This window comes from Ralstonia sp. 25mfcol4.1 (assembly GCF_900104095.1).
In the GTDB taxonomy this organism is placed as follows: Bacteria; Pseudomonadota; Gammaproteobacteria; order Burkholderiales; family Burkholderiaceae; genus Cupriavidus.
In genome coordinates, this window is record NZ_FNJO01000006.1 from 146,181 (window position 1) to 165,634 (window position 19,454).

Annotated in this window: 21 protein-coding genes; 11 read left to right on the top strand and 10 right to left on the bottom strand. The window is 66.9% G+C overall.

Annotated features, from left to right (window positions below; translation table 11 throughout):
• Positions 1-15 precede the first annotated feature (15 nt).
• Positions 16-633: a DUF4142 domain-containing protein gene (locus BLQ58_RS12820; RefSeq protein WP_092598404.1), complete on the bottom strand. Its 618-nt coding sequence runs from the start codon at positions 631-633 to the stop codon at positions 16-18.
• Positions 634-844: 211 nt separating this feature from the next.
• Between BLQ58_RS12820 and BLQ58_RS12825 the strand changes: the two genes are divergently transcribed.
• Entirely contained in the window at positions 845-1,924 is a 1,080-nt protein-coding gene (locus BLQ58_RS12825) for a DNA topoisomerase IB (protein ID WP_092598762.1), read from the top strand.
• A 105-nt stretch (positions 1,925-2,029) separates the two neighbouring features.
• On the top strand, positions 2,030-2,614 hold the full coding sequence (locus tag BLQ58_RS12830) for a hypothetical protein (RefSeq protein WP_139186102.1): 585 nt from the start codon (positions 2,030-2,032) through the stop codon (positions 2,612-2,614).
• 48 nt (positions 2,615-2,662) lie between these two features.
• Here the strand turns inward: BLQ58_RS12830 and BLQ58_RS12835 are convergent, their stop codons facing one another.
• Complete coding sequence (locus tag BLQ58_RS12835; RefSeq protein ID WP_092598410.1) at positions 2,663-3,313, bottom strand: ParB-like protein; 651 nt, start codon at positions 3,311-3,313, stop codon at positions 2,663-2,665.
• A 255-nt stretch (positions 3,314-3,568) separates the two neighbouring features.
• Here BLQ58_RS12835 and BLQ58_RS12840 point away from each other — a divergent pair, with 255 nt between their 5' ends.
• From BLQ58_RS12840 to BLQ58_RS12850, 3 genes are read left to right on the top strand one after another with little or no spacing between them, the layout of a single operon-like run.
• Complete coding sequence (locus BLQ58_RS12840; RefSeq protein WP_092598765.1) at positions 3,569-4,426, top strand: SDR family oxidoreductase; 858 nt, start codon at positions 3,569-3,571, stop codon at positions 4,424-4,426.
• 17 nt (positions 4,427-4,443) lie between these two features.
• A complete protein-coding gene (locus BLQ58_RS12845; RefSeq protein WP_092598413.1) occupies positions 4,444-4,923 on the top strand; it encodes a hypothetical protein in 480 nt (159 codons plus the stop codon).
• Positions 4,924-4,940: 17 nt separating this feature from the next.
• Positions 4,941-5,558: a ParB-like protein gene (locus tag BLQ58_RS12850; RefSeq protein WP_092598416.1), complete on the top strand. Its 618-nt coding sequence runs from the start codon at positions 4,941-4,943 to the stop codon at positions 5,556-5,558.
• Between the two features lie 144 nt (positions 5,559-5,702).
• Here the strand turns inward: BLQ58_RS12850 and BLQ58_RS12855 are convergent, their stop codons facing one another.
• The 4 genes from BLQ58_RS12855 to BLQ58_RS12870 all read right to left on the bottom strand — a co-directional run bounded on the left by BLQ58_RS12855 (position 5,703) and on the right by BLQ58_RS12870 (position 8,970).
• Positions 5,703-5,891, bottom strand: a complete 189-nt coding sequence (locus BLQ58_RS12855; RefSeq protein WP_092598419.1) for a DUF3008 family protein — start codon at positions 5,889-5,891, stop codon at positions 5,703-5,705.
• A gap of 38 nt (positions 5,892-5,929) precedes the next feature.
• The gene (locus tag BLQ58_RS12860) at positions 5,930-6,088 is read right to left on the bottom strand and encodes a DUF3309 family protein (protein WP_092598422.1); all 159 of its coding nucleotides are present in this window, start codon (positions 6,086-6,088) and stop codon (positions 5,930-5,932) included.
• Between the two features lie 191 nt (positions 6,089-6,279).
• A complete protein-coding gene (locus tag BLQ58_RS12865; RefSeq protein WP_092598425.1) occupies positions 6,280-7,437 on the bottom strand; it encodes an iron-containing alcohol dehydrogenase in 1,158 nt (385 codons plus the stop codon).
• An 84-nt stretch (positions 7,438-7,521) separates the two neighbouring features.
• Complete coding sequence (locus BLQ58_RS12870) at positions 7,522-8,970, bottom strand: NAD-dependent succinate-semialdehyde dehydrogenase (protein WP_092598428.1); 1,449 nt, start codon at positions 8,968-8,970, stop codon at positions 7,522-7,524.
• Between the two features lie 195 nt (positions 8,971-9,165).
• Between BLQ58_RS12870 and BLQ58_RS12875 the strand changes: the two genes are divergently transcribed.
• From BLQ58_RS12875 to BLQ58_RS12890, 4 genes are all read left to right on the top strand, one after another.
• Complete coding sequence (locus BLQ58_RS12875) at positions 9,166-10,011, top strand: IclR family transcriptional regulator (RefSeq protein ID WP_092598431.1); 846 nt, start codon at positions 9,166-9,168, stop codon at positions 10,009-10,011.
• Positions 10,012-10,172: 161 nt separating this feature from the next.
• The gene (locus BLQ58_RS12880) at positions 10,173-11,126 is read left to right on the top strand and encodes a ubiquinone anaerobic biosynthesis protein UbiU (protein ID WP_092598434.1); all 954 of its coding nucleotides are present in this window, start codon (positions 10,173-10,175) and stop codon (positions 11,124-11,126) included.
• 73 nt (positions 11,127-11,199) lie between these two features.
• Positions 11,200-12,126: a U32 family peptidase gene (locus BLQ58_RS12885; protein ID WP_254775923.1), complete on the top strand. Its 927-nt coding sequence runs from the start codon at positions 11,200-11,202 to the stop codon at positions 12,124-12,126.
• Entirely contained in the window at positions 12,123-12,575 is a 453-nt protein-coding gene (locus tag BLQ58_RS12890; RefSeq protein WP_092598440.1) for a ubiquinone anaerobic biosynthesis accessory factor UbiT, read from the top strand. Before BLQ58_RS12885 ends, BLQ58_RS12890 begins: the two co-directional genes overlap by 4 nt.
• Position 12,576: 1 nt before the next feature.
• Here the strand turns inward: BLQ58_RS12890 and BLQ58_RS12895 are convergent, their stop codons facing one another.
• Positions 12,577-13,575 carry a siroheme decarboxylase subunit beta gene (locus BLQ58_RS12895; RefSeq protein WP_092598768.1) on the bottom strand — a complete coding sequence of 333 codons (999 nt, stop codon included), beginning with the start codon at positions 13,573-13,575 and terminating at the stop codon, positions 12,577-12,579.
• A gap of 154 nt (positions 13,576-13,729) precedes the next feature.
• Positions 13,730-14,962 (bottom strand): MFS transporter, encoded by a 1,233-nt coding sequence (locus BLQ58_RS12900; RefSeq protein ID WP_092598443.1) that lies wholly within the window; start codon positions 14,960-14,962, stop codon positions 13,730-13,732.
• Positions 14,963-15,092: 130 nt separating this feature from the next.
• On the opposite strand from BLQ58_RS12900, the gene BLQ58_RS12905 reads away from it, so the two are divergent.
• Together BLQ58_RS12905 and BLQ58_RS12910 are read left to right on the top strand one after the other, a co-directional pair.
• Positions 15,093-16,022: a LysR family transcriptional regulator gene (locus BLQ58_RS12905; protein ID WP_092598446.1), complete on the top strand. Its 930-nt coding sequence runs from the start codon at positions 15,093-15,095 to the stop codon at positions 16,020-16,022.
• Positions 16,023-16,292: 270 nt separating this feature from the next.
• On the top strand, positions 16,293-16,868 hold the full coding sequence (locus tag BLQ58_RS12910; RefSeq protein ID WP_254775924.1) for a hypothetical protein: 576 nt from the start codon (positions 16,293-16,295) through the stop codon (positions 16,866-16,868).
• 27 nt (positions 16,869-16,895) lie between these two features.
• On the opposite strand, the gene BLQ58_RS12915 is transcribed toward BLQ58_RS12910, so the two are convergent.
• Together BLQ58_RS12915 and BLQ58_RS12920 are read right to left on the bottom strand one after the other, a co-directional pair.
• Entirely contained in the window at positions 16,896-17,210 is a 315-nt protein-coding gene (locus BLQ58_RS12915) for an H-NS histone family protein (protein WP_092598452.1), read from the bottom strand.
• Positions 17,211-17,800: 590 nt separating this feature from the next.
• The gene (locus tag BLQ58_RS12920) at positions 17,801-19,183 is read right to left on the bottom strand and encodes an NCS2 family permease (RefSeq protein ID WP_092598455.1); all 1,383 of its coding nucleotides are present in this window, start codon (positions 19,181-19,183) and stop codon (positions 17,801-17,803) included.
• Between the last annotated feature and the right edge of the window lie 271 nt (positions 19,184-19,454).

Genomic DNA, 19,454 nt, shown 5'->3' on the forward strand with positions numbered 1-19,454 from the left:
GCGCTCGACCGTGGGTCAGCGGCCGGCGGTCACGCGCCGGTCCATTTTGCGCGCCTGCTTCAGGTGGTCGCGCAGCCCCGGCAGCATGCGGGCGGCGAAGGCGCGCAGGGCGGGATCCTTGCCGCGCGTGGCCTGGTTCTGGAACAGCAGTACGGCCTGCTCGTGCGCGTCGATGCCAATGGTCCGGATATAGGCCTGGTCGAATTCGTCGTCCTTGAGGGATTTCAGCCGGGTCAACTCCGGCGCCTCGGGCACGCGATCCTGCGGGGTGATGCCCTTGTCGGCGGCGAGGCTGCGCAATCTGCCGAGCGCCTCCTTGTGTTCTGCCACCATCTGCTGCGCGAATGCGTGGATCTTCGGATCCTTCGACACTTCGAGCGCCATTTCACTGGCCGAGATCTCCAGGTGGCTGGTCATCTGCGCTTCATCCAAAAAGCGCAGGTCGTCGGTGGACAGCGATGCGGCTGGCGGCTTGGCGGCCTTTGGCGGAGTGGGTGCCAGCGGTGCATCGGCGACGGGCGGTGCGGCGGGTGCCAACGACGCGGCTGCTAAGCCGCACAGGGCGAGGGCGGCGGCTGCCACGTGGCGTGGCCATCGCCGGGGCGTGCGTTCCGGGTTGCGATGTTCGGGCATGACGAGGCTCCTTCATTTGCCGATTGGCGAGATGGATGGCGGCATGTACGCCCAGCTAGTCGCGCAAGAAGCATTCCCGTCGGGCAGCACAATTTGCAAAAGCAGGCCAGCGGCCACCGATTTCGATCGGTAAAAAGTGCAAGGATGACAGGCGTCACCCCGGTAGGGAGGCCAAAGCGCGATGGCATGGCTCATGCGTACGCGCATGCACATGAACACAACCGCCGTCGCCAAGCCCGACACCCCGGCCCCTTCGCTCGATGCAACCCTGCGCAAGGCGGGACTGCATCATGTCGACGACAGGCAGCCCGGCATTTCCCGTCGGCGTGCAGGCAAGGGTTTCACGTATGTCATGCCTGACGGCAAGCGCGTGGACGCCGACACACAGGCACGCATCGATGCGCTGGCAATTCCGCCCGCCTACGAATCGGTCTGGATCTGCCCGGACCCCGACGGCCACTTGCAGGCCACGGGCCGGGACGCGCGCGGCCGCAAGCAGTATCTCTATCACCCCGACTGGGCCGCACTGCGCGACGCCGACAAGTACGCACGGCTGATGGCCTTTGGGCAGGCGCTGCCCCATCTGCGCCGCCGGGTTGCCCGCGACCTGGCGCGCAATGGCATGCCGCGCGAGAAAGTGCTGGCCGCCGTGGTGACGCTGCTGGACGCCACGCTGGTGCGCGTTGGAACGCCGCGCTACGCGGCCCAGAACCGCACCTACGGGCTGACCACGCTGAAGCGCAGGCACGTCGCCGTGCAAGGCAGCCGCCTGCGCTTTCAGTTCACCGGCAAGAGCGGCGTCACGCATGACGTGTCGGTCAACGACGCGCGGCTGGCGCGAGTGGTGCGCAATTGCGCGGACCTGCCGGGCCAGCAGTTGTTCAAGTACAAGGACAGCGACGGCGAGGTACGCGAGATCGGCTCGGCCGATGTCAACGCCTATCTGCAGGAGGTGACGGGCGGCGAGTTCACGGCCAAGGACTTCCGTACATGGGCGGGCAGCGTGCATGCGCTGGCGCTGCTGCGCAAGACCCGCGCCGATACCGAGGCGGCACGCAAGAAGGCGATGGTGGAGGTGATTCGCAGCGTGGCGCAGCGGCTGCGCAACACGGTGGCGGTCTGCCGCAAGTGCTATGTGCATCCGGACGTGCTGGCCGCGTTCATGGCCGACGCATTGCAGGCTTTACCGGCACCGCGTACAGCGGTGCGCCTGCGTACCGACGAGGCGCGGTTGCTGGCGCTGCTGGAAAGCACCGCCACGCTCGCGCGGACGGCGCGCAGAGCGGCGTAGCGGGGTCCAAGGAGCCGCGCAGCCGCACCTCTTCAACCGGCACGGCAATTGCATTGTTCCTTGTACCGACAACAAGCAGAACACGCATAGCAATCGAGGCTCAAGGTGGAACACGCAGTCATCGGTTACCTCGGGGCTGACAGCAGCAGCCCGGCAACCTTTCTCACGGAAGCGCGTCAGTCGCTTTCCACTGCTGGAAATTCCCTCACATCCGATGTCGTAGGCGTTGCCGGCGACCACAGCGCGGCGGGCCACGGCCATATGGCGCGGCGGATCTCCCCAGCCCGGCTCGCCGCGAAGGCGCAGCATGGCAAGGGCGCCTCGGCGCGTGCGCCGCGCGGCAGCGACCTGCGCCAGGCGCGCGTGCTGATGCAGGCGTTGTGCGAAATGCGGCTGGTGCTGAGCAAGCCCGATGAGGCGCTGTCGCCCGCCGCGCTCGATAGCCGGCATACCGCGACCATGGCGCTGTGGCAGAACCGCACGCGATCGCTGTACACGCAGCCCGATGTGGAACGCGGCATCGAGGCTCGCCTGGACGCAGGTTTTCGCCATGCACGCAGCGGCAGCCCGCGCGAGGCGGCAAGCGAGTTCAAGCGCGCCTACCTGTTGCTGTGCTGCGTGCTCACGCTGGCCCGCGACAACGCGCGGGCCCAGGCAAGGGTAGGCGCGGCGCGCAGGGCGGCCGAATGACGGCCGCCGTCTGACCCACACCTCCCGACGACCGCAGGCGGATCGGCGTCACGCCTTGCCACGCGTCTTCTTGCAGGGTCCGAGATAGCCGGGAAGGTCGCGCGCCTTCGGGCTCGTCGCGAGCTGCAGACCCGTGGCCAGGGCGGCCGCAAAGGTGTGATGGGTATCTAGCGGGCCCTTGATGTGTTTGCGGAAAAAGTCGGCCCAGCGAAAGTCGGAATAGGCGGTCTTGACTTTGCGATAGCCGCCGGCCAGCTGGACGAATGCCTCCAGGCTGCGGTACGGGTCGTCACGCATGCTGTGGACGTCGATCGGCAATTCACTGATCGGCCGGCGCCGCCCGCGTTCATCGTAAGGGTGAACCATGTGCTCGTCGGTCATCCGCTTCCAGAACTTGCGGATAGAAAGGTGGCTCAAGTCGTTGCGCACGAGCGCTGGCACCATGTCGATGCCCATGTCCTGCCATGCGCGAACCCAGTGGTGATGATCGACGATGTACAGCGTCTGCTCGGGGCCGATCACGATATGCACGCGGTGCTGGTCCAGAAAGGCGGGCAGGTCGGCATGGTCCAGCCGTCGCGTGACATGCATCTTCTGCGCGACGTGGTACGCGCCCACCGTGATCTGCGTGGGACGCAGGTGAGCGATGGGCACCATCAGTGCCGCGTCCTTGCCAAGCCGCCTCGGGCGCTTTGCCATGGCTATCGGGTCTCCGTTGCAGGAACTGGCCGGGAAGCAGCAAGGTTTGTGCCGTGCTGCGTCGATCGCGCCAGCGCTTCGCTTGGCAATCGTTGCCACGCCTTGTAACCGTTACGCATCTCCAGGGTGTCCGGCGCACGGACGCGTCCGCCCGATGCAGGCCCGCAAAGGGGCCTCCAGAGGCGGCGAAGGGTCGGCAAGGCGGCACGGAATTTGCGCCGCATGTCTGCATTGATCATCGCACCGGAAGCCGACATGTCTACTCCAAGCAAACTCCCGCCGCAGCATCAGGACCGCCAGCCCGGCCTGGAAAGCGAAATGGTGCCCAAGCCCGACAGCGGCGCCGGCGACTATGTCGGCAGCGGACGCCTGAAGGGCAAGGTGGCGCTGGTGACCGGCGGGGACAGCGGTATCGGCCGTGCCATTGCCGTGGCTTTTGCCCGTGAGGGCGCCGATGTCGCGTTCGCATACCTGGACGAGCAGGCCGATGCGCGGGAGACCGAAAGGCTGATCACCGAGGCCGGACAGCGCGCGCTGCCCATCGAGGGCGATATCGGCGACGTGAATCATGCCGACAAGGTCGTGGCCGACACGCTGAAGTCGTTCGGCCGGCTCGATGTGCTGGTCAACAACGCGGCAGAGCAGCATCCGCAGGAATCGCTGGAAGACGTCAGCGCCGAACAACTGGAGCGCACGTTCCGGACCAACGTGTTCGCGATGTTCCATGTGACACGGGCGGCGCTGCCGCATCTGGGGCAGGGCGGCGTGATTCTCAACACGACCTCGGTCACGGCGTATCGGGGCAGTGCGCATCTGCTGGACTACTCTGCTACGAAGGGGGCCATCGTGGCGTTCACGCGTTCGCTGGCGCTGCAAGTGGTGGATCGCGGCATCCGCGTCAACGGCGTGGCGCCGGGCCCCATCTGGACGCCCCTGATTCCGTCCACCTTTACGGCCGAGGAAGTGGCCAAGTTCGGCAAGAAGACGCCAATGGGTCGCCCGGGGCAGCCGTTCGAAGTGGCTGCGGGCTACGTATTCCTGGCGTCCGATGCGGCAAGCTATATCACCGGCCAGATCCTCCACATCAACGGCGGCGAGGTGGTCAACGCCTGAACACAGGGAGAAACATCATGTCTTCGATTGTTGCCGGGCGCTTCGCGTCCATCCCCGAGGCCGAGCAGGCAGCGCAGAAGCTGTACGCGCGCGGCTTTTCCGTGTGGGACGTGTCGATCATGTCCGTGGACCCGGGCGGCGCCCGCCCGCCGGGCGTCCTGCTGGCCGCCCGCGCCAAGGGCGAGCGCCGTGACGAGGCGCTGGACGTGCTGCGTGAAGGCGGGGCCTGCGATTGCGAGGAGGCCAAGGGCAAGTGGGAAGGCGGGCAATGGTCCGATTTCGACCCGGCGCGCGCGCCGGCGCTGCTGGATCCGGCGGAGGGCGAATGCTGGCCCATCCCCGGGCAGGGCGCAGCCAAGGGCGTCGACGGCGATGCCCGGCCCGCGCATGCCGCGCCGGTGGCGCAGGAGGCAGTGGCCGAGGACAGCACGGGCAACGAGGATCCCGGCAGCGAACTTGAACACTACGTCGACCGGCAGGTCGCCAGTCATAACTGACCCTGGACGACGCACTGATGGCGACGCATGCCACCGCCGAACTCGACACGCTTCGGCCCACCCAGATCACGCTGGGGATCTATCAGGTACACGAGAAGATGGATGTTTCGGCCCGGCCGCGCAGTAACGCGGCGCTGAAGCGTTTTCTGGAAGACCACCGCATCAAGACGATCGCCGGTCCGGGTGGCGCGCTGTATATCGCCGACCATCATCATTGGGCCCGCGCGTGGCTCGAACTTGGCTGGCAGGAGGCGCCCGTTGCCATCATCGACGATCTGAGCCACCTGCCGCAGGGCAAGTTCTGGAAGCGGATGCGCGCCCTGGGCCATCTGCATCCTTACGACGAACACGGCGAACATCTGTCGGCCAAGGACCTGCCTGCCACCGTAATGGGCATGCGCGACGACCCGTATCGCAGCCTCGCGGCGTTCACGCGCAATGCGGGCGCCTACCGCAAGCCGGGCAACGCTTATGGCGATTTCCAATGGGCGGGGTTTTTTCGCCGGCACGTGGCAGAAGACATGGAGAGCATTCCAGGCTTCGCACGCGCGATGATCCAGGCGATCCAGCTCGCGCGCAGTAGCAAGGCCAAGCGCCTGCCGGGCTACGTTGGCAAGTGCGAGCGGACGGGCTGATGGCAGGCAGAGGACATGAAAAGAATATGAAAACCGGCTGGAAACCGACGTGAAAACGCCGCAGGAGAACACCCCCTCGTCCTTCCGATGGGGACGTCCCGCCCGCGGCGTGTTTCGCCGGCCAGCCCGGCCGGCGAAATCTGGCTAGCTCTTCGACTTGTGCGCGGGCTTGCCCTTTTGCTTGGTACTGGCCATCTTCTTCAGTTCGCCTTCGCTCATCGACTTGGCCATCGACTTCGATGCGCCCTTGAGCGAACTAGCCTTGCGCTCGCCGCGCTTTGCTGACAAGGCGGCTCCGGCCGCCATCTGCTGTGCCTTGGATTTGGCTGGCATGTCGATCTCCTTCGGTTCGCGGTGAATGCCCCGGATCGCTAGATCCGGCCCAGTACAACCAGGAGCACGACAATGATGACGATCAGCCCCAGGCCGCCGCTGGGCCCGTAGCCCCAGCCGGAACTGTACGGCCACGTTGGCAGTGCGCCAATCAGCAGCAGGACGAGGACGATCAGAAGAATGGTGCCGATACCCATAGTGCGCTCCTTTGTTGTGGTGCTGCCGACGCTGCGACTGTCTACGCCGCAGCACGGCTGTCCCTGTTACTGCAGGTTAGGACAGCACCACTCGCGCCAGAGGCGGGCAAGGGCTGATATGGGTGTAGGAATAAGACGACGCCTGCGGCCAATGCCTGCCACGCGCCGTCCGGAGTGGCTCGGGCGCTGGCTCAGAACGCCGCGCGGTAGATGGCGAAGGCGTCGGCCTCGGTGACTTCGCGCGGATTGTTGACGAGCAGGCGCGTTTGCAGCATGGCATCGCTGGCCAGCCGGTTCAGGTCCGGCTCCTTGACGCCCACGTCGCGCAGTGTCCGCGGAATGCCGGTGGCCTCGACCAGGCCCTCGATATGGGCGATCAGTGCTGCCGTCTTGGTCTCGTCGCTGCCGGTGGTGCCGGGCAGCACGACGTCGCACAGTTCGCCATACCGCCTGCAGGCGGCGGGCGCGTTGAATTTCATCACGTGCGGCAGCACCAGCGCGTTGGACAGGCCGTGCGCCACGTGGAAGATGCCGCCAATCGGATAAGCGAGCGCATGCACGGCCGCCACAGGAGCGTTGGCGAACGACTGGCCGGCAAACATCGCGCCCAGCAGCATGGCCTCGCGCGCGGCCAGGTCGTGGCCGTTGTCGCAGGCACGCATCAGGTTTTGCGACAGGAGTTCCAGCGCCCGCACGGCCAGCATGTCGGAGACCGGGTTCTTCAGATGCGCGCTGGTGTAGGCCTCGATGGCATGAACCATCGCGTCGATGCCGGTTGCTGCCGTGGCGCCGCGCGGCAGGCCCACTGTCAGTTCCGCATCGAGGATGGCCAGGTCGGCAAACAGCTGCGGCGCCACCACGCCCATCTTGGTGGTCTCGCCCGTGGTGACGATCGATACGGCCGTGACTTCGGATCCCGTGCCCGCCGTGGTGGGCATCTGCACCAGCGGCAGCCGCGTGCCGGTGACCTTCTTCACGCCATACATGTCCTTGATGGACTGCGTGGCCGGCAGCAGCACGGCAATCAGCTTGGCCACGTCCATCGACGAGCCGCCGCCCAGGCCAAGCACCACTTCGGCATCGGCCTGACGGGCCCGTTCGGTGGCTTCCAGCACGACATGCTCGGGCGGATCGGCGACAACGTCGTCGATCACGGTCACCTGCCAGCCATGCTTGCCCAGGTCTTCCAGCGCCGGCGTCAGCAGCCCGCTCTGGGCCAGGAAGCCATCGGTGATTACGCACAGGCGTCGCGCCGGCGGAAAAGCCTCGCGCAGCAGCGCGCCCAGCCGGCGCGCCGCGCCGGATTCGACGACGACCGTCGGCACGGTCTGGAAGCGGAACGGGTTCATGATGTCTCCGGGTATGGGTATGAGCTTTTTTGGGGTTTTCCCCTTTCCCACTGATGGGAGAGGGGAGCCGGACGCGTCGCTACCTTACATCTGCAGGCAAAGATACTTGATCTCGAGGTATTCCTCGATGCCGTGGCGCGAGCCTTCGCGGCCGACGCCGGACTGCTTGATGCCGCCGAACGGTGCCACCTCGTTCGAGATCAGGCCGGTGTTGAGCCCGACCATGCCATATTCGAGCGCCTCGCCGGTACGCCACGCGCGGGCGATGTCGCGCGTGTACAGGTAGGCAGCCAGGCCGAATTCGGTGTCGTTGGCGGCCGCCACGGCCTCGTCGTCGGTCTTGAAGCGGAACAGCGGCGCCACGGGCCCGAAGATTTCTTCGCGCGCCACGCGCATGTCCGCCGTGGCGCCCGTGATGACGGTCGGCGTGTAGAAGGTGCCGCCCAGCTTGTGCTTGCCGCCGCCCGTCAGCACGCGGGCGCCCTTGGATGTGGCGTCGTCCATCAGCGACACCACCTTGTCGACCGCGGCGTCCTCGATCAGCGGTCCGATGACCACGCCGTCTTCCAGGCCATTGCCCACGCGCAGCTGGCTGGTGCGCTCGGCGAACTTGGCGGCGAAGGCATCGTAGATGCCGTCCTGGATATAGAAGCGGTTGGCGCAGACGCAGGTCTGGCCGCCATTGCGATACTTGGCGGCGATGGCGCCTTCGACGGCGGCATCGACATCGGCGTCGTCAAACACGATGAACGGCGCGTTGCCGCCCAGTTCCAGCGACAGGCGCTTGACCGTCGGCGCCGACTGCGCCATCAGGATGCGGCCCACTTCAGTCGAGCCCGTGAACGACAGCTTGCGCACGACAGGACTGCCCGTCAGCACGGCACCGATGGTTTTGGCGTCGCCGGTCACCACCTGCAGCACGCCGGCCGGCACGCCGGCGCGATGGGCCAGTTCGGCCAGCGCAAACGCGGACAGCGGCGTCAGTTCGGCGGGCTTGATGACGATGGCGCAGCCGGCGGCCAGGGCCGGCGCCGCCTTGCGGGTGATCATGGCGGCCGGGAAGTTCCAGGGCGTGATGGCGGCGCAGACACCCACCGGCTGGCGCAGCGTGACCAGCCGCTTGTCGGCCGCGGGGCTGGCCAGCACCTCGCCGTCCACGCGCTTGGCTTCCTCGGCGAACCATTCGATAAAGCTGGCCGCGTAGGCGATCTCGCCCTTGGCTTCGGCCAACGGCTTGCCTTGCTCGCGGGTCATCAGATAGGCGAGGTCGTCGGTGTTGGCCAGCATCAGGTCGAACCAGCGGCGCAGGATGCTGGCGCGGGCCTTGCCGGTCAGCGCCGCCCAGCTTTTCTGGGCCACTTCGGCGGCCGCCACCGCCCGCTCCGTCTCGGCGGCGCCCAGGTCGGCCACCTTGGCGATGACCTCGCCGGTGGCCGGATCGGTCACATCGAACGTGGCGCCCGAATCGGCGGATAACCATTGGCCGCCCACATAAGCCTGTTGGCGAAACAGTGAAGGATCCTTGAGTTGCATGGCAAATTTCCCCGAAGTCACGAATGCAGGCTTGCCGATAAAATCGCTTGCCTGCGTTCAATAGATTGAACTATATTCCGTATGTCGAACGATGACCAGATCATACGCCCATGGCGGGGAGACCGCCAGTAGGTCCCCAGCGTTCCGTGCGGCTCGGGCTCCTGCCGTCCGCCTTCCTGTCCGTAAAGCTCATCCATGCCCAAATCCGCTTACGCCACCCCCGCCGATCCCGATGCCCCCGGCAGCGCCGCGAACCGGCCCACGTCGCCTGCCGTGGTACGGGCGGTGCAGGTGCTCGATGCCATCGCCGCGTCGGCCGATCCGCTGACGCTGGCCGATCTGACGCGGCTGACCGGCGCGCCCAAGAGTTCGCTGCATGGCATGTGCGACACGCTTGTGCAGCTGCAACTGGTCAAGCGGCTGCCCGGCGGGGCGATGGCGCTGGGTCCGCACGTGATGACCTGGGCCAACGCGTTTCTGGCGCAGACGCAGATCACCGAGGAATTCCGCGCGCTGTGGGATCAGACCGACGCGTTCCACGACGCCACGGTCACGCTGTCGATGCTGGAAGGGGACGAAGTGGTCTACCTGGCCTGCCAGAACGGCGACCGCCCGCTGGGCGTGACCTTCCGCATCGGCATGCGCCTGCCGGCGCCGTACACGGCCACGGGCAAGGCCATGCTCAGCACGATGCCTGCCGCGGAGGTGCAGCGGCTGTTCGCGGACGGCCTGCCGCCGCCACTCACCCGGGCGAGCGTTGCCTCGGCCGACGCGCTGGCCGACGAACTGCAGCAGGTGCGGGCGATGGGCTATTCGGTCGACAACGGCCAGATGCGCGAGGGCATGACCTGTTTTGGCGCGCCGGTGTTCGACGCGCAGGCTGCCCGCGCCGCCGGCGCCATTGCCGTCAGCTATCTGACCAGCGAGATCGATACGGCCACCGGCGAGCGTATCGGCCAGCAGGTGCGCGCGCTGGCCGACCGGCTTTCGGCCAGGCTGGGCGCGCCGGCATCGGCGACGCACACAGTGGCGGCGCGTTGATCCTTCTCGACGTTTGCGCAGGGTCAAAGGCCCAATCTCGCTGAATCGCTAGCATCCGGGGGTTCCCCTTCCCGGATCATCACGCGATGACACACTCTACGGCGACCGCCGTTCGCCGCCCTCAACTGGTAGCGCCTGCCGGATCGCTCGCGGCGCTGCGCATGGCGCTCCAGCATGGCGCCGACGCGGTCTACCTGGGCTTGCGCGATGCCACCAACGCCCGCAACTTCGGCGGCCTGAACTTCAGCGAGGACGATATCCGCACCGGCGTGGCCGAAGCGCATGCGCGTGGCGCCGAGGTGCTGTTCGCCATCAACACGTTTGCCCAGATGGGCCATGTGGAGCGTTGGCACCATGCCGTGGACGCCGCTGCCGCACTGGGTGCCGACGCCGTGATCATGGCCGATGCCGGGCTGATCGCATACGCCGCGAAGCGGCACCCGTCGCTGCGCATCCATCTTTCGGTACAGGGCTCGGCCACGCATGCCGACGCCATCGCGTTGATGCGCGAGCAGTTCGGCATCCGCCGGGTGGTGCTGCCCCGGGTGCTGTCCGTGCCCCAGATTGCCCGGCTGGCCCGGCAGACCGATGTCGAACTGGAAGTCTTTGGCTTCGGCAGCCTGTGCGTGATGGCCGAGGGGCGCTGTCTGCTGTCCTCGTATGCCACCGGCGATTCCCCCAATAACAGGGGCGTCTGTTCGCCGGCCCATGCGGTGCGATGGGACGAGCAGGACGGCACCATGCATGCGCGGCTGTCGGGCATCCTGATCGACAGTTACGCGCCGGGCGAGCCCGCCGGCTATCCCACGCTGTGCAAGGGCCGCTTTACCGTGGAAGACGAGCGCGGCTACGTGCTGGAGGAACCGACCAGCCTCAATGCGGTGTCGCTGTTGCCGTCGCTGATCGATATCGGCATCGCGGCCATCAAGATCGAAGGCCGCCAGCGCAGCCCGCGCTATGTGGCCGATGTGGTGGGCGTGCTGCGCGCGGCCATCGACGATGCGTGCCGCGACCCGAAGCGGTTTGTCCCACGCCAGGACTGGCAGGCCACGCTGGGCCGTCATGCCGAGGGCGATCAGGTGACGCAAGGCGCGTACGACCGGCCCTGGCGGTAATTCCATCTTCCCCGGGGCGGCCACGGCGCCGCCGGCCCGCTCCGCATCGAGACCTGCCCGATTCCAGCCCAACATGGCAACCATGACCCCACTGAATCCCGAGCCGTTCCGCATCGCGCTCGGCCCGTTGTTGTACTACTGGCCACGCACGACAGTGCTGGAATTCTATGCATCGGTCGCCGACACGGCTGTCGATCGCGTCCATCTTGGCGAGGCCGTCTGTACGCGGCGGCACGAGATGCGCCTGGCCGACTGGATCGAAGTCGGGCAGATGTTGCGCGATGCCGGCAAGCAGGTGGTGCTGTCCACGCCGGTGCTGGTCGAGTCGGACAGCGACATCGCGGTGATGCGGCGGGTCTGCGCGCAGGAGGACTTCCTGGTGGAGGCCAACGATCTGGGCGCCGTGCATGGCATGCGCGGGCGACCCTTTATCGGCGGCCCGCATCTGAACGTCTATCACGCCGACACACTGGCGTGGCTGGCCGGCCTGGGCGCACAGGGTTGCGTGGTGCCGGTGGAGATGGATGGCACGACGATGGCGGCGCTGGCGGCGGGGCGCCCGGCGGGGCTGGCTTTGGAAGCCATGGTCTGGGGGCGCATGCCGCTGGCGTTCTCGGCGCGATGCTTCACCGCGCGGCATCACCGGCTGCGCAAGGATGCGTGCGATTTGCGCTGCATCGCGTATCCCGATGGCCTGGTGGCCACCACGGGAGAAGGCCAGGACTTTTTCACGCTCAACGGCATCCAGACCCAATCGGCTACCTGCCTCGATCTTTGCGCGCAGGTATCGCAGATGGCGGCCGCCGGCATCGATTACGCGCGGGTCAGCCCGCACGCCACCGGCACGGGCGAAGTGATTGCCCATCTCGATGCCATCCGGCGCGGGGAACGCGCCGCATCGCCAAGCGCCGTGCTGCCGGCCGGCGCGGCGCGGAGCAATGGCTACTGGAGCGGCAAGCCGGGCATTCACTGGCTGTCGGAGGAAGGGGCTGAGGCATGACGATTCTGAAATCGATGATGGCGCGCGTGCATCGCCATATGCCCGCGCCGATGCGTGCGGCGCCGCTGGTCGTGGCCCTGGAGGCCATGCGCCGCGCGGGCTGGATGGAGCCGCCCGCGGCGCTGGATGGCCGCACGTTTTCGCTGACGGTGGACGACGTGGGGCTGGAGGTGCGCTTCCAGTGCGTCAAGGGCCGATTCCTGCCGGGGCCGTTCGATGGCCGGGAAACCGACCTGACGCTGCATGCGGCGGCGTCGAGCTACCTGCGGCTGATCAGCGGCGATGCCGACACCGATACGCTGTTCTTTCAGCGCCGTCTTTCAATCCGCGGCGATACGGCGCTCGGCCTTGAAGTCAAATACTGGCTCGATGCGGCGCCGCGGCCCGCGTGGCTGGGCGCGCTGGCCCAGCGGTTGTCGCTGCTGTTCCCCGAGCCGCGCGGCGCCTGAATCAGAATTCGGGCATGGCGCCCCCGAAACGGGTGCCGCGCTGCTTGTAGCACTGGCTGGCGCGCAGCACCGCGCACGGCACGTCGGCCAGGCCGCCGACGGCGTCAAAGCGTGCCAGTGTGGTGTGCAGTTCGTTGGCGCTACGGGCGTGGATCATCGCGAACAGGTTGTACTGCCACGCCGGCAGCCGCCGGGTGCGCCGGAAACACATCGTGACGTGCGGCACCTGGGCAAGCCGCAGGCCGACCGCATCCACCCGTGCATCGGGCACGTTCCAGACACACATCACGTTATGGGTGTAGCCGAAGGGGCGGTGCCGCAGGATGGCGCCAAAACGCCGGATCACGCCCGAACTTCGCCATCTGGCCAGCCGTGCCAGCGTTTCCGACAAAGCCAGTCCCGTACGCCGCGCCAGCGCGTGATACGGCCGCGGCGTCAGCGCCAGGCCCGCTTCCAGCGCGATGGCCAGCCGCCAGTCTGCTTCATCGAAGTCGGGCCGTACGGGGGTATTCAACACTTGCGATGGCTGCAGCGGCGCGCGGCGCGGGCTGCGCGTCGCGCCCAGCGGCAGGCCCAGATCGGTGCGGTATTCGCGTTCCAGGGGCAGGTCGATGGGCCGCTGGCCAATATCCAGGGCAAGGCGTGACAGCACGCCGTCGAGCGTGGTGCGGTCCCGCGCGCCGGCCACGAACCAGAGGTTGTAGCGATGGCCTTCGCGGGCATGGCTCTGGCTGATATCGGGATCGCTGTTGATGCGTTCGACCACGCGATCGATGCGTGCGGCCGGGATCGACAGCGCGGCCACCGTGCTGGCCCAGATGGTGTTGGGCGCGAAGACCGCGCCGATTCGGCTGACGCGTCCATTGCCCACGTCGCGCGCCAGCAGGCTGAGCACGGCGTGCTCCGAAAGGTCGAAGGCTTCGCCGGCTGCCTGGTAGGGCCGTGCGTGCAGCGGAAAATCGTCCTGGATGCGGTTGTAGAGATCGTTTTCGTCGAACATGGCGTCGTACACGGCGAGGGGGTTGTGCTGTCGGATCGGTGCGAGGGGAACGCACGGGGTCGATGCGCAGGCGCCATGTATTGCGACGAACCGGAGCACGCCCGCAGCATGCGGGCATGATCGTGAAGTTCGGTCGCGGCCTTGTTGACGGCTATCAAGCAGGATCGAGATGGTACGCCCCGGGTTTGCCCGATGCGTTGCGCTCCATGCGCACGGCCACCAGCGCAATACCCAGTGCCGCCAGCGGCGCGATGGCCGCGATCCACGGCAGGGCCTGCAGTCCCGGCCCGTGATCCACCACCGCGCCGCCCAGCCACGCGCCGAGTCCGTTGCCAAGGTTGAAGGCTGCGATATTGAAGCTCGATGCCAGGTTCTGGCCGGCGCCCTGGGCGTGGCGCAGTACGCGCAACTGCAGTGGGGATACCGTGGAGAACGCCGCGATGCCGAGCACGCCGACGAAGACGACGACGGCCACGGGGTTGTACAGCGACAGGGTCATGCTGGCCAGCACCACCGTCAGCGCGAGCAGCGCGCCAAGCAGGGCGCCCGTGGGCCGCCGGTCGGCCAGGCGCCCGCCGAGAATATTGCCGATGATCATGCCGCCGCCAAACAGCAGCAGGATTGGCGACACCGCGCTTTCGGCGAAACCCGTGACGCGCGTCAGCATCGGCTGGATATAAGTGATCACGGCAAACGTGCCGAGCGCCTGCAGCACCGTCATCAGCAGACCCAGCAGCACCTGCGGGCGACCGATGGTTTTCAGTTCGTCGACGAGCCGTACCGGCGCGGTCTTGTCGCGGCTGGATTGGACCAGCAACGCGATCACCGTCAACGACACGAGGCCGATCGCCGTCATGGCCCAGAACGTCGAGCGCCAGCCGAACTGCAGGCCCAGCCACGCACCGGCCGGCATGCCGAGCAACGTGGCGAGCGTCAGACCCGAGAACATCACCGAAATGGCCGAAGCGCGACGGTTGGCCGGCACCAGGCCCGTAGCCACGACCGCGCCCACGCCGAAGAACGTGCCGTGCGTCAGCGACGTGACCACGCGGGCAATCATCAGCGTGGTGTAGTCGGGCGCCAGCGCGCACGCGGCGTTGCCGACGGTGTAGATCAGCATCAGTGCCATGAGCACAGCCTTGCGCGGCATGCGGCGGGTCAGCAGCGTCAGGACGGGCGCCCCGGCAAATACGCCGAGCGCGTAGCCCGATACCAGCATGCCGGCCGCGGCGATCGTCACGCCCAGGTCGGCCGACACCTGCAGCAGCAGGCCCATGATGACGAACTCGGCGCAGCCGATGCCGAACGATCCGGCCGTCAGGGCATACAGGGCCGCGGGCATCCGCGTGCGCGGGCCGGCGGTGGGGGAAGTGGGGGACGCAGCCATGGGAATTTCTCCGTTGGAAGCCGGCGCGGGGCCGACGGTTGGATGGCGGGGAAGGCAGCAGTGTCGGCCTTTCCCATCTTCTGAAAAACGGGCAATATCCATAATCAGTTTCAAGATTTCATTGAGAATCATGGATCGCATTGCGGACATCGGGCTGTTTCTGCGGGTTCTGGATCAGGGTTCGATCAGCGCGGCGGCGCGCAGCCTGGACATCTCGGTGGCGGTGGCCAGCCAGCGCCTGCAGCGGCTGGAACGCGACCTCGGGGTCCGGTTGCTGCATCGCACCACGCGGCGCCTGCATGCCACGCCAGAGGGCGCGGTGCTGGCGGAGCAGGGGCGGGCGCTGGTGGAAGACCTGGAGGCGCTGTCGGGGTCGCTGCGGCAGTCCGGGTCCGGTATCACGGGCACGCTGCGCGTGACCACCTCGGCATCGTTCGGCCGCCAGTACGTATCGCCGCTATTGACCGCGTTCCTGCGGCGATATCCCGGAGTCAACGTCAGCGTTCACCTGACCGATCATGTGCTGGACCTGGTCAGCAGCGGCTTCGACCTGGCGATCCGCATCGGCGCGCTGGAGGATTCCACGCTGGTGGCTCGCAAGCTCGCGGACAACCAGCGGCTGCTATGCGCGTCGCCCGATTACCTGCGCGAACACGGCTGGCCCCAGACGCCGCAGGACCTGGCCCGGCACCAGTGCCTGGTGCTGGTGGGGGCGCAGGGGCGCTCGGATGTCTGGCGATTCGACGATGGCAAGGGCGGGGAGATCGCGGTGCGGGTGCGCGGCAGGGTAGAAGCCAATACGGGCGAACTGCTGGCCGACGCGGCGCTGGCTGGGTTCGGCATCGCCATGCATTCGACCTGGCATGTATGCGACGACCTGCGGGCGGGCCGGCTGGTGCAGGTGCTGCCCGACCATCCCATCGCGGTCACCGGCATCTACGCCGTCATGCCGCAGCGCCGACTGGTGCCGCCGCGCGTGCGCGCGTTCGTGGACTACCTGGCCGAGCACTGGAGCGTGGCGCCGCCGGGCATGCCGGACTTGGGTTCGGGCCGAACCTGACCTACAGTCCCATGTTCCGGCCGTGTTTCGGAGGGAGCGGCAGACCGGCGTCGAGGGTGCCACTGGTTGCCTATTTCTTGAGCAGTCCGGTGCGATGCCGCACAGACTGGGCCCCGCCGGGGCGACATGGCAGGATATCCACAGAAACTGTGGATATCCTCAACGTGGTCCAGCCCACGTCGGCAATGTCGCGGAAAGGCTATGCTCTGGCACCAACCTCGGTCAACTGTCAGCTTCATGCCCGCTATGTGCAGGATTCCGATTGCCGCCGTGCCTGTTGTAGTCGCCCTGACCCTGCCGCTGGGGGGCTGCGTGTCATATTACCGCGTGCCGTCGGACGCGCCCTATGCCAGCGTGCGCCTGATGACCAGTACCGACGACCGGACGACGTTCAACGTGCTGGACCCTGCCCGGTGTCCGTCGCCGCGTCCGCAGGTGCTGGCCGGCATGGGCCGCCAACTGGCCTCGATGGGGCGCGACTCGACGCTGGACATGGCGGGTATTCCGCCGGAGCCGCCGTCGCGCACCCGCGAGCGCAAGGTGCTGCCCGGCAAGCGGATCTATGTCGCCGTGACGTCGTACGCCGCGCCGCCTGCCGACGAGGCGCGCTGCGCCGCCGGGGTGTCGTTCGTCCCCCAGGTCAATGGGCAATATGAAATCCGGTATAGGCGGGACGAGACCGCGACGCAATGCACGGCGCGCGTGCTGCGGCTGCAGCCCGATGCGGAAGGCGGTGCAACGGTGGTCCAGGAGCCCACGCAGCAAGGGTTCAGGGCGCTGCGGCCCGAATACCTGTGCGAGGCCGGGGCGGCCGGGAAGGCGGGGGCGGGGACGGGGACGCGCTAGATCGCACGTCCCGCGAATCGGTGGGATTCAGGCCTGTTCGATCAGGAATCGTTCGGGGCGCTTGCCCAGCCACGCCGGTGCGCGGCCACGGCCGGACCATGTCTTGCCGGTCTTCGGATCGCGATACTTGGGCGGCAGTGCTGCAGCGGCTTTGTGTGCGGCGCCGCTGCCGGCGGGGCGTCCGCGACGGCGTTTCGGGGCGATGTCTTCGACGGTCAGATCATAATCGGCCATCAGCTGGCGAATCTGTTCGATCACGCTGGCCACTTCATTGGCGCGCACTTCGCTGAGCTTTGCTTCCAGTGCTTCTTTTTCAGCCAGCAGTTGCTTGTAAGTTGGCATTTTTGGATCCCCGTTCAGATTGGCGGTGCATTGCGTACGGCTGCAATACGATCCGCATAACAAAAATATTACAAGAATTATCCGGAAAAGCACGATTCAAACGCGAATTCCAACGTGAATCGCGAAAACATTCGTCACTGTCCGGGCGTCAAAATCCGCTGCCCTGCCTTTTATCGGAATGTTCCGGAATCTATTTGGCGCCGGCGAGGCGTTTTGCCAATGGCGCCGGTTCGCATCCTAACCAGAATCGGTAATGCGAGGCAACCGCAACGGGTCGGATATTCGTGTATGCGCCAGCTGAGATCCCGACAAATCGATGTCGATTTTTTACCCAGCGAGGGCCGTTGCTTCCATTCGCCTTTCATTCCGGAGGCGGCCAGCCCCATGCATGATTGTCAGTATTGGTATTTTTGTCATGCGGGCGACTGGCCGGACGCGGATATAAAAAAAGGCCCCGGGGGAAAGTCCCGAGGGCCCTGGAAATCCACCGGTCATCCCAGGTGGAGGAGACGCGGTTGCCGGCGCCGCGGCCAATCGATGGCCTTCGATTGCTACGGCGGAATTTTTCTGATGATCCGGGAATGCTCTTGTCAGATGGCCCAGCCGCCGGCGTAGAACGCGGCAAGCGCCACCGCAATGGCCACCGTGCCGACATTGAGCTTGCGCCATTCGCCGGCAACGATGCGGCCAATGACCAGCGTGCAGAAGCCGAGCATGATGCCGGTGACGATATTGCAGGTCAGCACGATAAATACGGCGCAGACCAGGCCGGACAGCGAATCGACCATATCGTCCATATGCAGGCGCGATACGCTCGACAGCATCAGCAGGCCCACGTACATCAGCGCAGGCGCCGTGGCGTACGACGGCACCAGGCCGGCCAGCGGCGAGAAGAACATCACGGCCAGGAACAGCAGGCCGACGGTGACGGCGGCCAGGCCGGTACGCGCGCCGGCGGCTACGCCAACGGTCGATTCGATATAGGCCGCGGCCGGTGCGCCACCGAAGAACGCCGAGAAAATCGAGCTGACCGAGTCGGCGGTCAGTGCACGGCCGCCATTGTGGATGCGGCCCGTGGCGTCGAGCTGGTTGGCCTGTCCGGCAACGGCGCGGATCGTGCCGGTGGCGTCGAAGACGGCGGTCATCACCAGCGCCAGCACGCTGGGCAGCACGGCCGCCGACAGGGCGCCGCGAATGTCCATGGCGCCGATCAACGACGCGTGGCCCGGTGCGGACAGCGACGGCAGCGCGAACACGCCGGTGTATTTCACGGCCGGGTCGAACATCAGCCCCAGCGCGGAGATCGCTACGATCACCAGCAGGATGCCGCCCGGCACGCGGCGGCGTTCCAGGCCGAAGATCGCGGCCAGGCCCAGCACCGACATCATGACCGGGAATGCCGTGATGTGGCCCAGCGCCACCGGCAGTCCGGGGGCGGGGTTCTTGACCACGAGGCCCACGTCGTTGGATGCGATCAGCAGCAGGAACAGGCCGATGCCGATGCCCGCGCCGTGTGCCACGCCAGCGGGCAGGTTGCGCAGGATCCAGGAGCGCACGCCGGTGACCGAGATGGCCGTGAACACCACGCCCATCAGGAATACCGCGCCGAGCGCCACGGCGGGCGACAGCTTCTGGCCCAGCACCAGGCCGAAGGCCATGAAGGCGGTCAGCGAAATGGCGCAGCCGATGGCTATCGGCAGCCTGGCCCACAATCCCATCAGCAGCGAGCCGAATGCCGTCGTCAGGCAGACGGCCACGAATACGGCGCTGGTGTCGAAGCCGGCCTTGCCCAGCATGCCGGGCACGACGAACACGGCATAAACCATCGCCATGAAGGTGGTCACGCCGGCCAGCACTTCGCGGCGCTGGGTGCTGCCGCGCGAACTGATCTGGAAATACTGGTCGAGCTTGCCGCTGGCCTGCGGCGGCGCAGCGTCCACGTCCGTAACGGACGGATACGGCTGTTCGATCATGGTCTGTCTCCTTGCTGGGGCGCTGCGCGCGTCCGCGTACGGATCGGGCGTCAGCCTCGTCTCACGTGGTTCCGGGTGTGCGAGGGCGGAGTTGCCGCTGGCATCGGGCAAGGGGTGCGGGCGTCTCGTTCCTCGGTGTCCGGCCACTGGGGCCGGGTGCCGGTCCGATGCCTCTGACGGGCGGGATCCGGCGAGGCTCAAAGGTAGGCGAGCCATCCGCCATGTTCATCATCGGGGCCACATGCGGAACATGCCGTCGCCTGAATAACCA

What these genes read in the sequence shown, in the direction of transcription:
- BLQ58_RS12820 (WP_092598404.1), bottom strand. Translation starts at nt 633, where the DNA reads ATGCCCGAACATCGCAACCCGGAACGCACGCCCCGGCGATGGCCACGC.
- BLQ58_RS12825 (WP_092598762.1), top strand. Translation starts at nt 845, where the DNA reads ATGAACACAACCGCCGTCGCCAAGCCCGACACCCCGGCCCCTTCGCTC.
- BLQ58_RS12835 (WP_092598410.1), bottom strand. Translation starts at nt 3,313, where the DNA reads ATGGCAAAGCGCCCGAGGCGGCTTGGCAAGGACGCGGCACTGATGGTG.
- BLQ58_RS12840 (WP_092598765.1), top strand. Translation starts at nt 3,569, where the DNA reads ATGTCTACTCCAAGCAAACTCCCGCCGCAGCATCAGGACCGCCAGCCC.
- BLQ58_RS12845 (WP_092598413.1), top strand. Translation starts at nt 4,444, where the DNA reads ATGTCTTCGATTGTTGCCGGGCGCTTCGCGTCCATCCCCGAGGCCGAG.
- BLQ58_RS12850 (WP_092598416.1), top strand. Translation starts at nt 4,941, where the DNA reads ATGGCGACGCATGCCACCGCCGAACTCGACACGCTTCGGCCCACCCAG.
- BLQ58_RS12855 (WP_092598419.1), bottom strand. Translation starts at nt 5,891, where the DNA reads ATGCCAGCCAAATCCAAGGCACAGCAGATGGCGGCCGGAGCCGCCTTG.
- BLQ58_RS12860 (WP_092598422.1), bottom strand. Translation starts at nt 6,088, where the DNA reads ATGGGTATCGGCACCATTCTTCTGATCGTCCTCGTCCTGCTGCTGATT.
- BLQ58_RS12865 (WP_092598425.1), bottom strand. Translation starts at nt 7,437, where the DNA reads ATGAACCCGTTCCGCTTCCAGACCGTGCCGACGGTCGTCGTCGAATCC.
- BLQ58_RS12870 (WP_092598428.1), bottom strand. Translation starts at nt 8,970, where the DNA reads ATGCAACTCAAGGATCCTTCACTGTTTCGCCAACAGGCTTATGTGGGC.
- BLQ58_RS12875 (WP_092598431.1), top strand. Translation starts at nt 9,166, where the DNA reads ATGCCCAAATCCGCTTACGCCACCCCCGCCGATCCCGATGCCCCCGGC.
- BLQ58_RS12880 (WP_092598434.1), top strand. Translation starts at nt 10,173, where the DNA reads ATGGCGCTCCAGCATGGCGCCGACGCGGTCTACCTGGGCTTGCGCGAT.
- BLQ58_RS12885 (WP_254775923.1), top strand. Translation starts at nt 11,200, where the DNA reads ATGGCAACCATGACCCCACTGAATCCCGAGCCGTTCCGCATCGCGCTC.
- BLQ58_RS12890 (WP_092598440.1), top strand. Translation starts at nt 12,123, where the DNA reads ATGACGATTCTGAAATCGATGATGGCGCGCGTGCATCGCCATATGCCC.
- BLQ58_RS12895 (WP_092598768.1), bottom strand. Translation starts at nt 13,575, where the DNA reads ATGTTCGACGAAAACGATCTCTACAACCGCATCCAGGACGATTTTCCG.
- BLQ58_RS12900 (WP_092598443.1), bottom strand. Translation starts at nt 14,962, where the DNA reads ATGGCTGCGTCCCCCACTTCCCCCACCGCCGGCCCGCGCACGCGGATG.
- BLQ58_RS12905 (WP_092598446.1), top strand. Translation starts at nt 15,093, where the DNA reads ATGGATCGCATTGCGGACATCGGGCTGTTTCTGCGGGTTCTGGATCAG.
- BLQ58_RS12915 (WP_092598452.1), bottom strand. Translation starts at nt 17,210, where the DNA reads ATGCCAACTTACAAGCAACTGCTGGCTGAAAAAGAAGCACTGGAAGCA.
- BLQ58_RS12920 (WP_092598455.1), bottom strand. Translation starts at nt 19,183, where the DNA reads ATGATCGAACAGCCGTATCCGTCCGTTACGGACGTGGACGCTGCGCCG.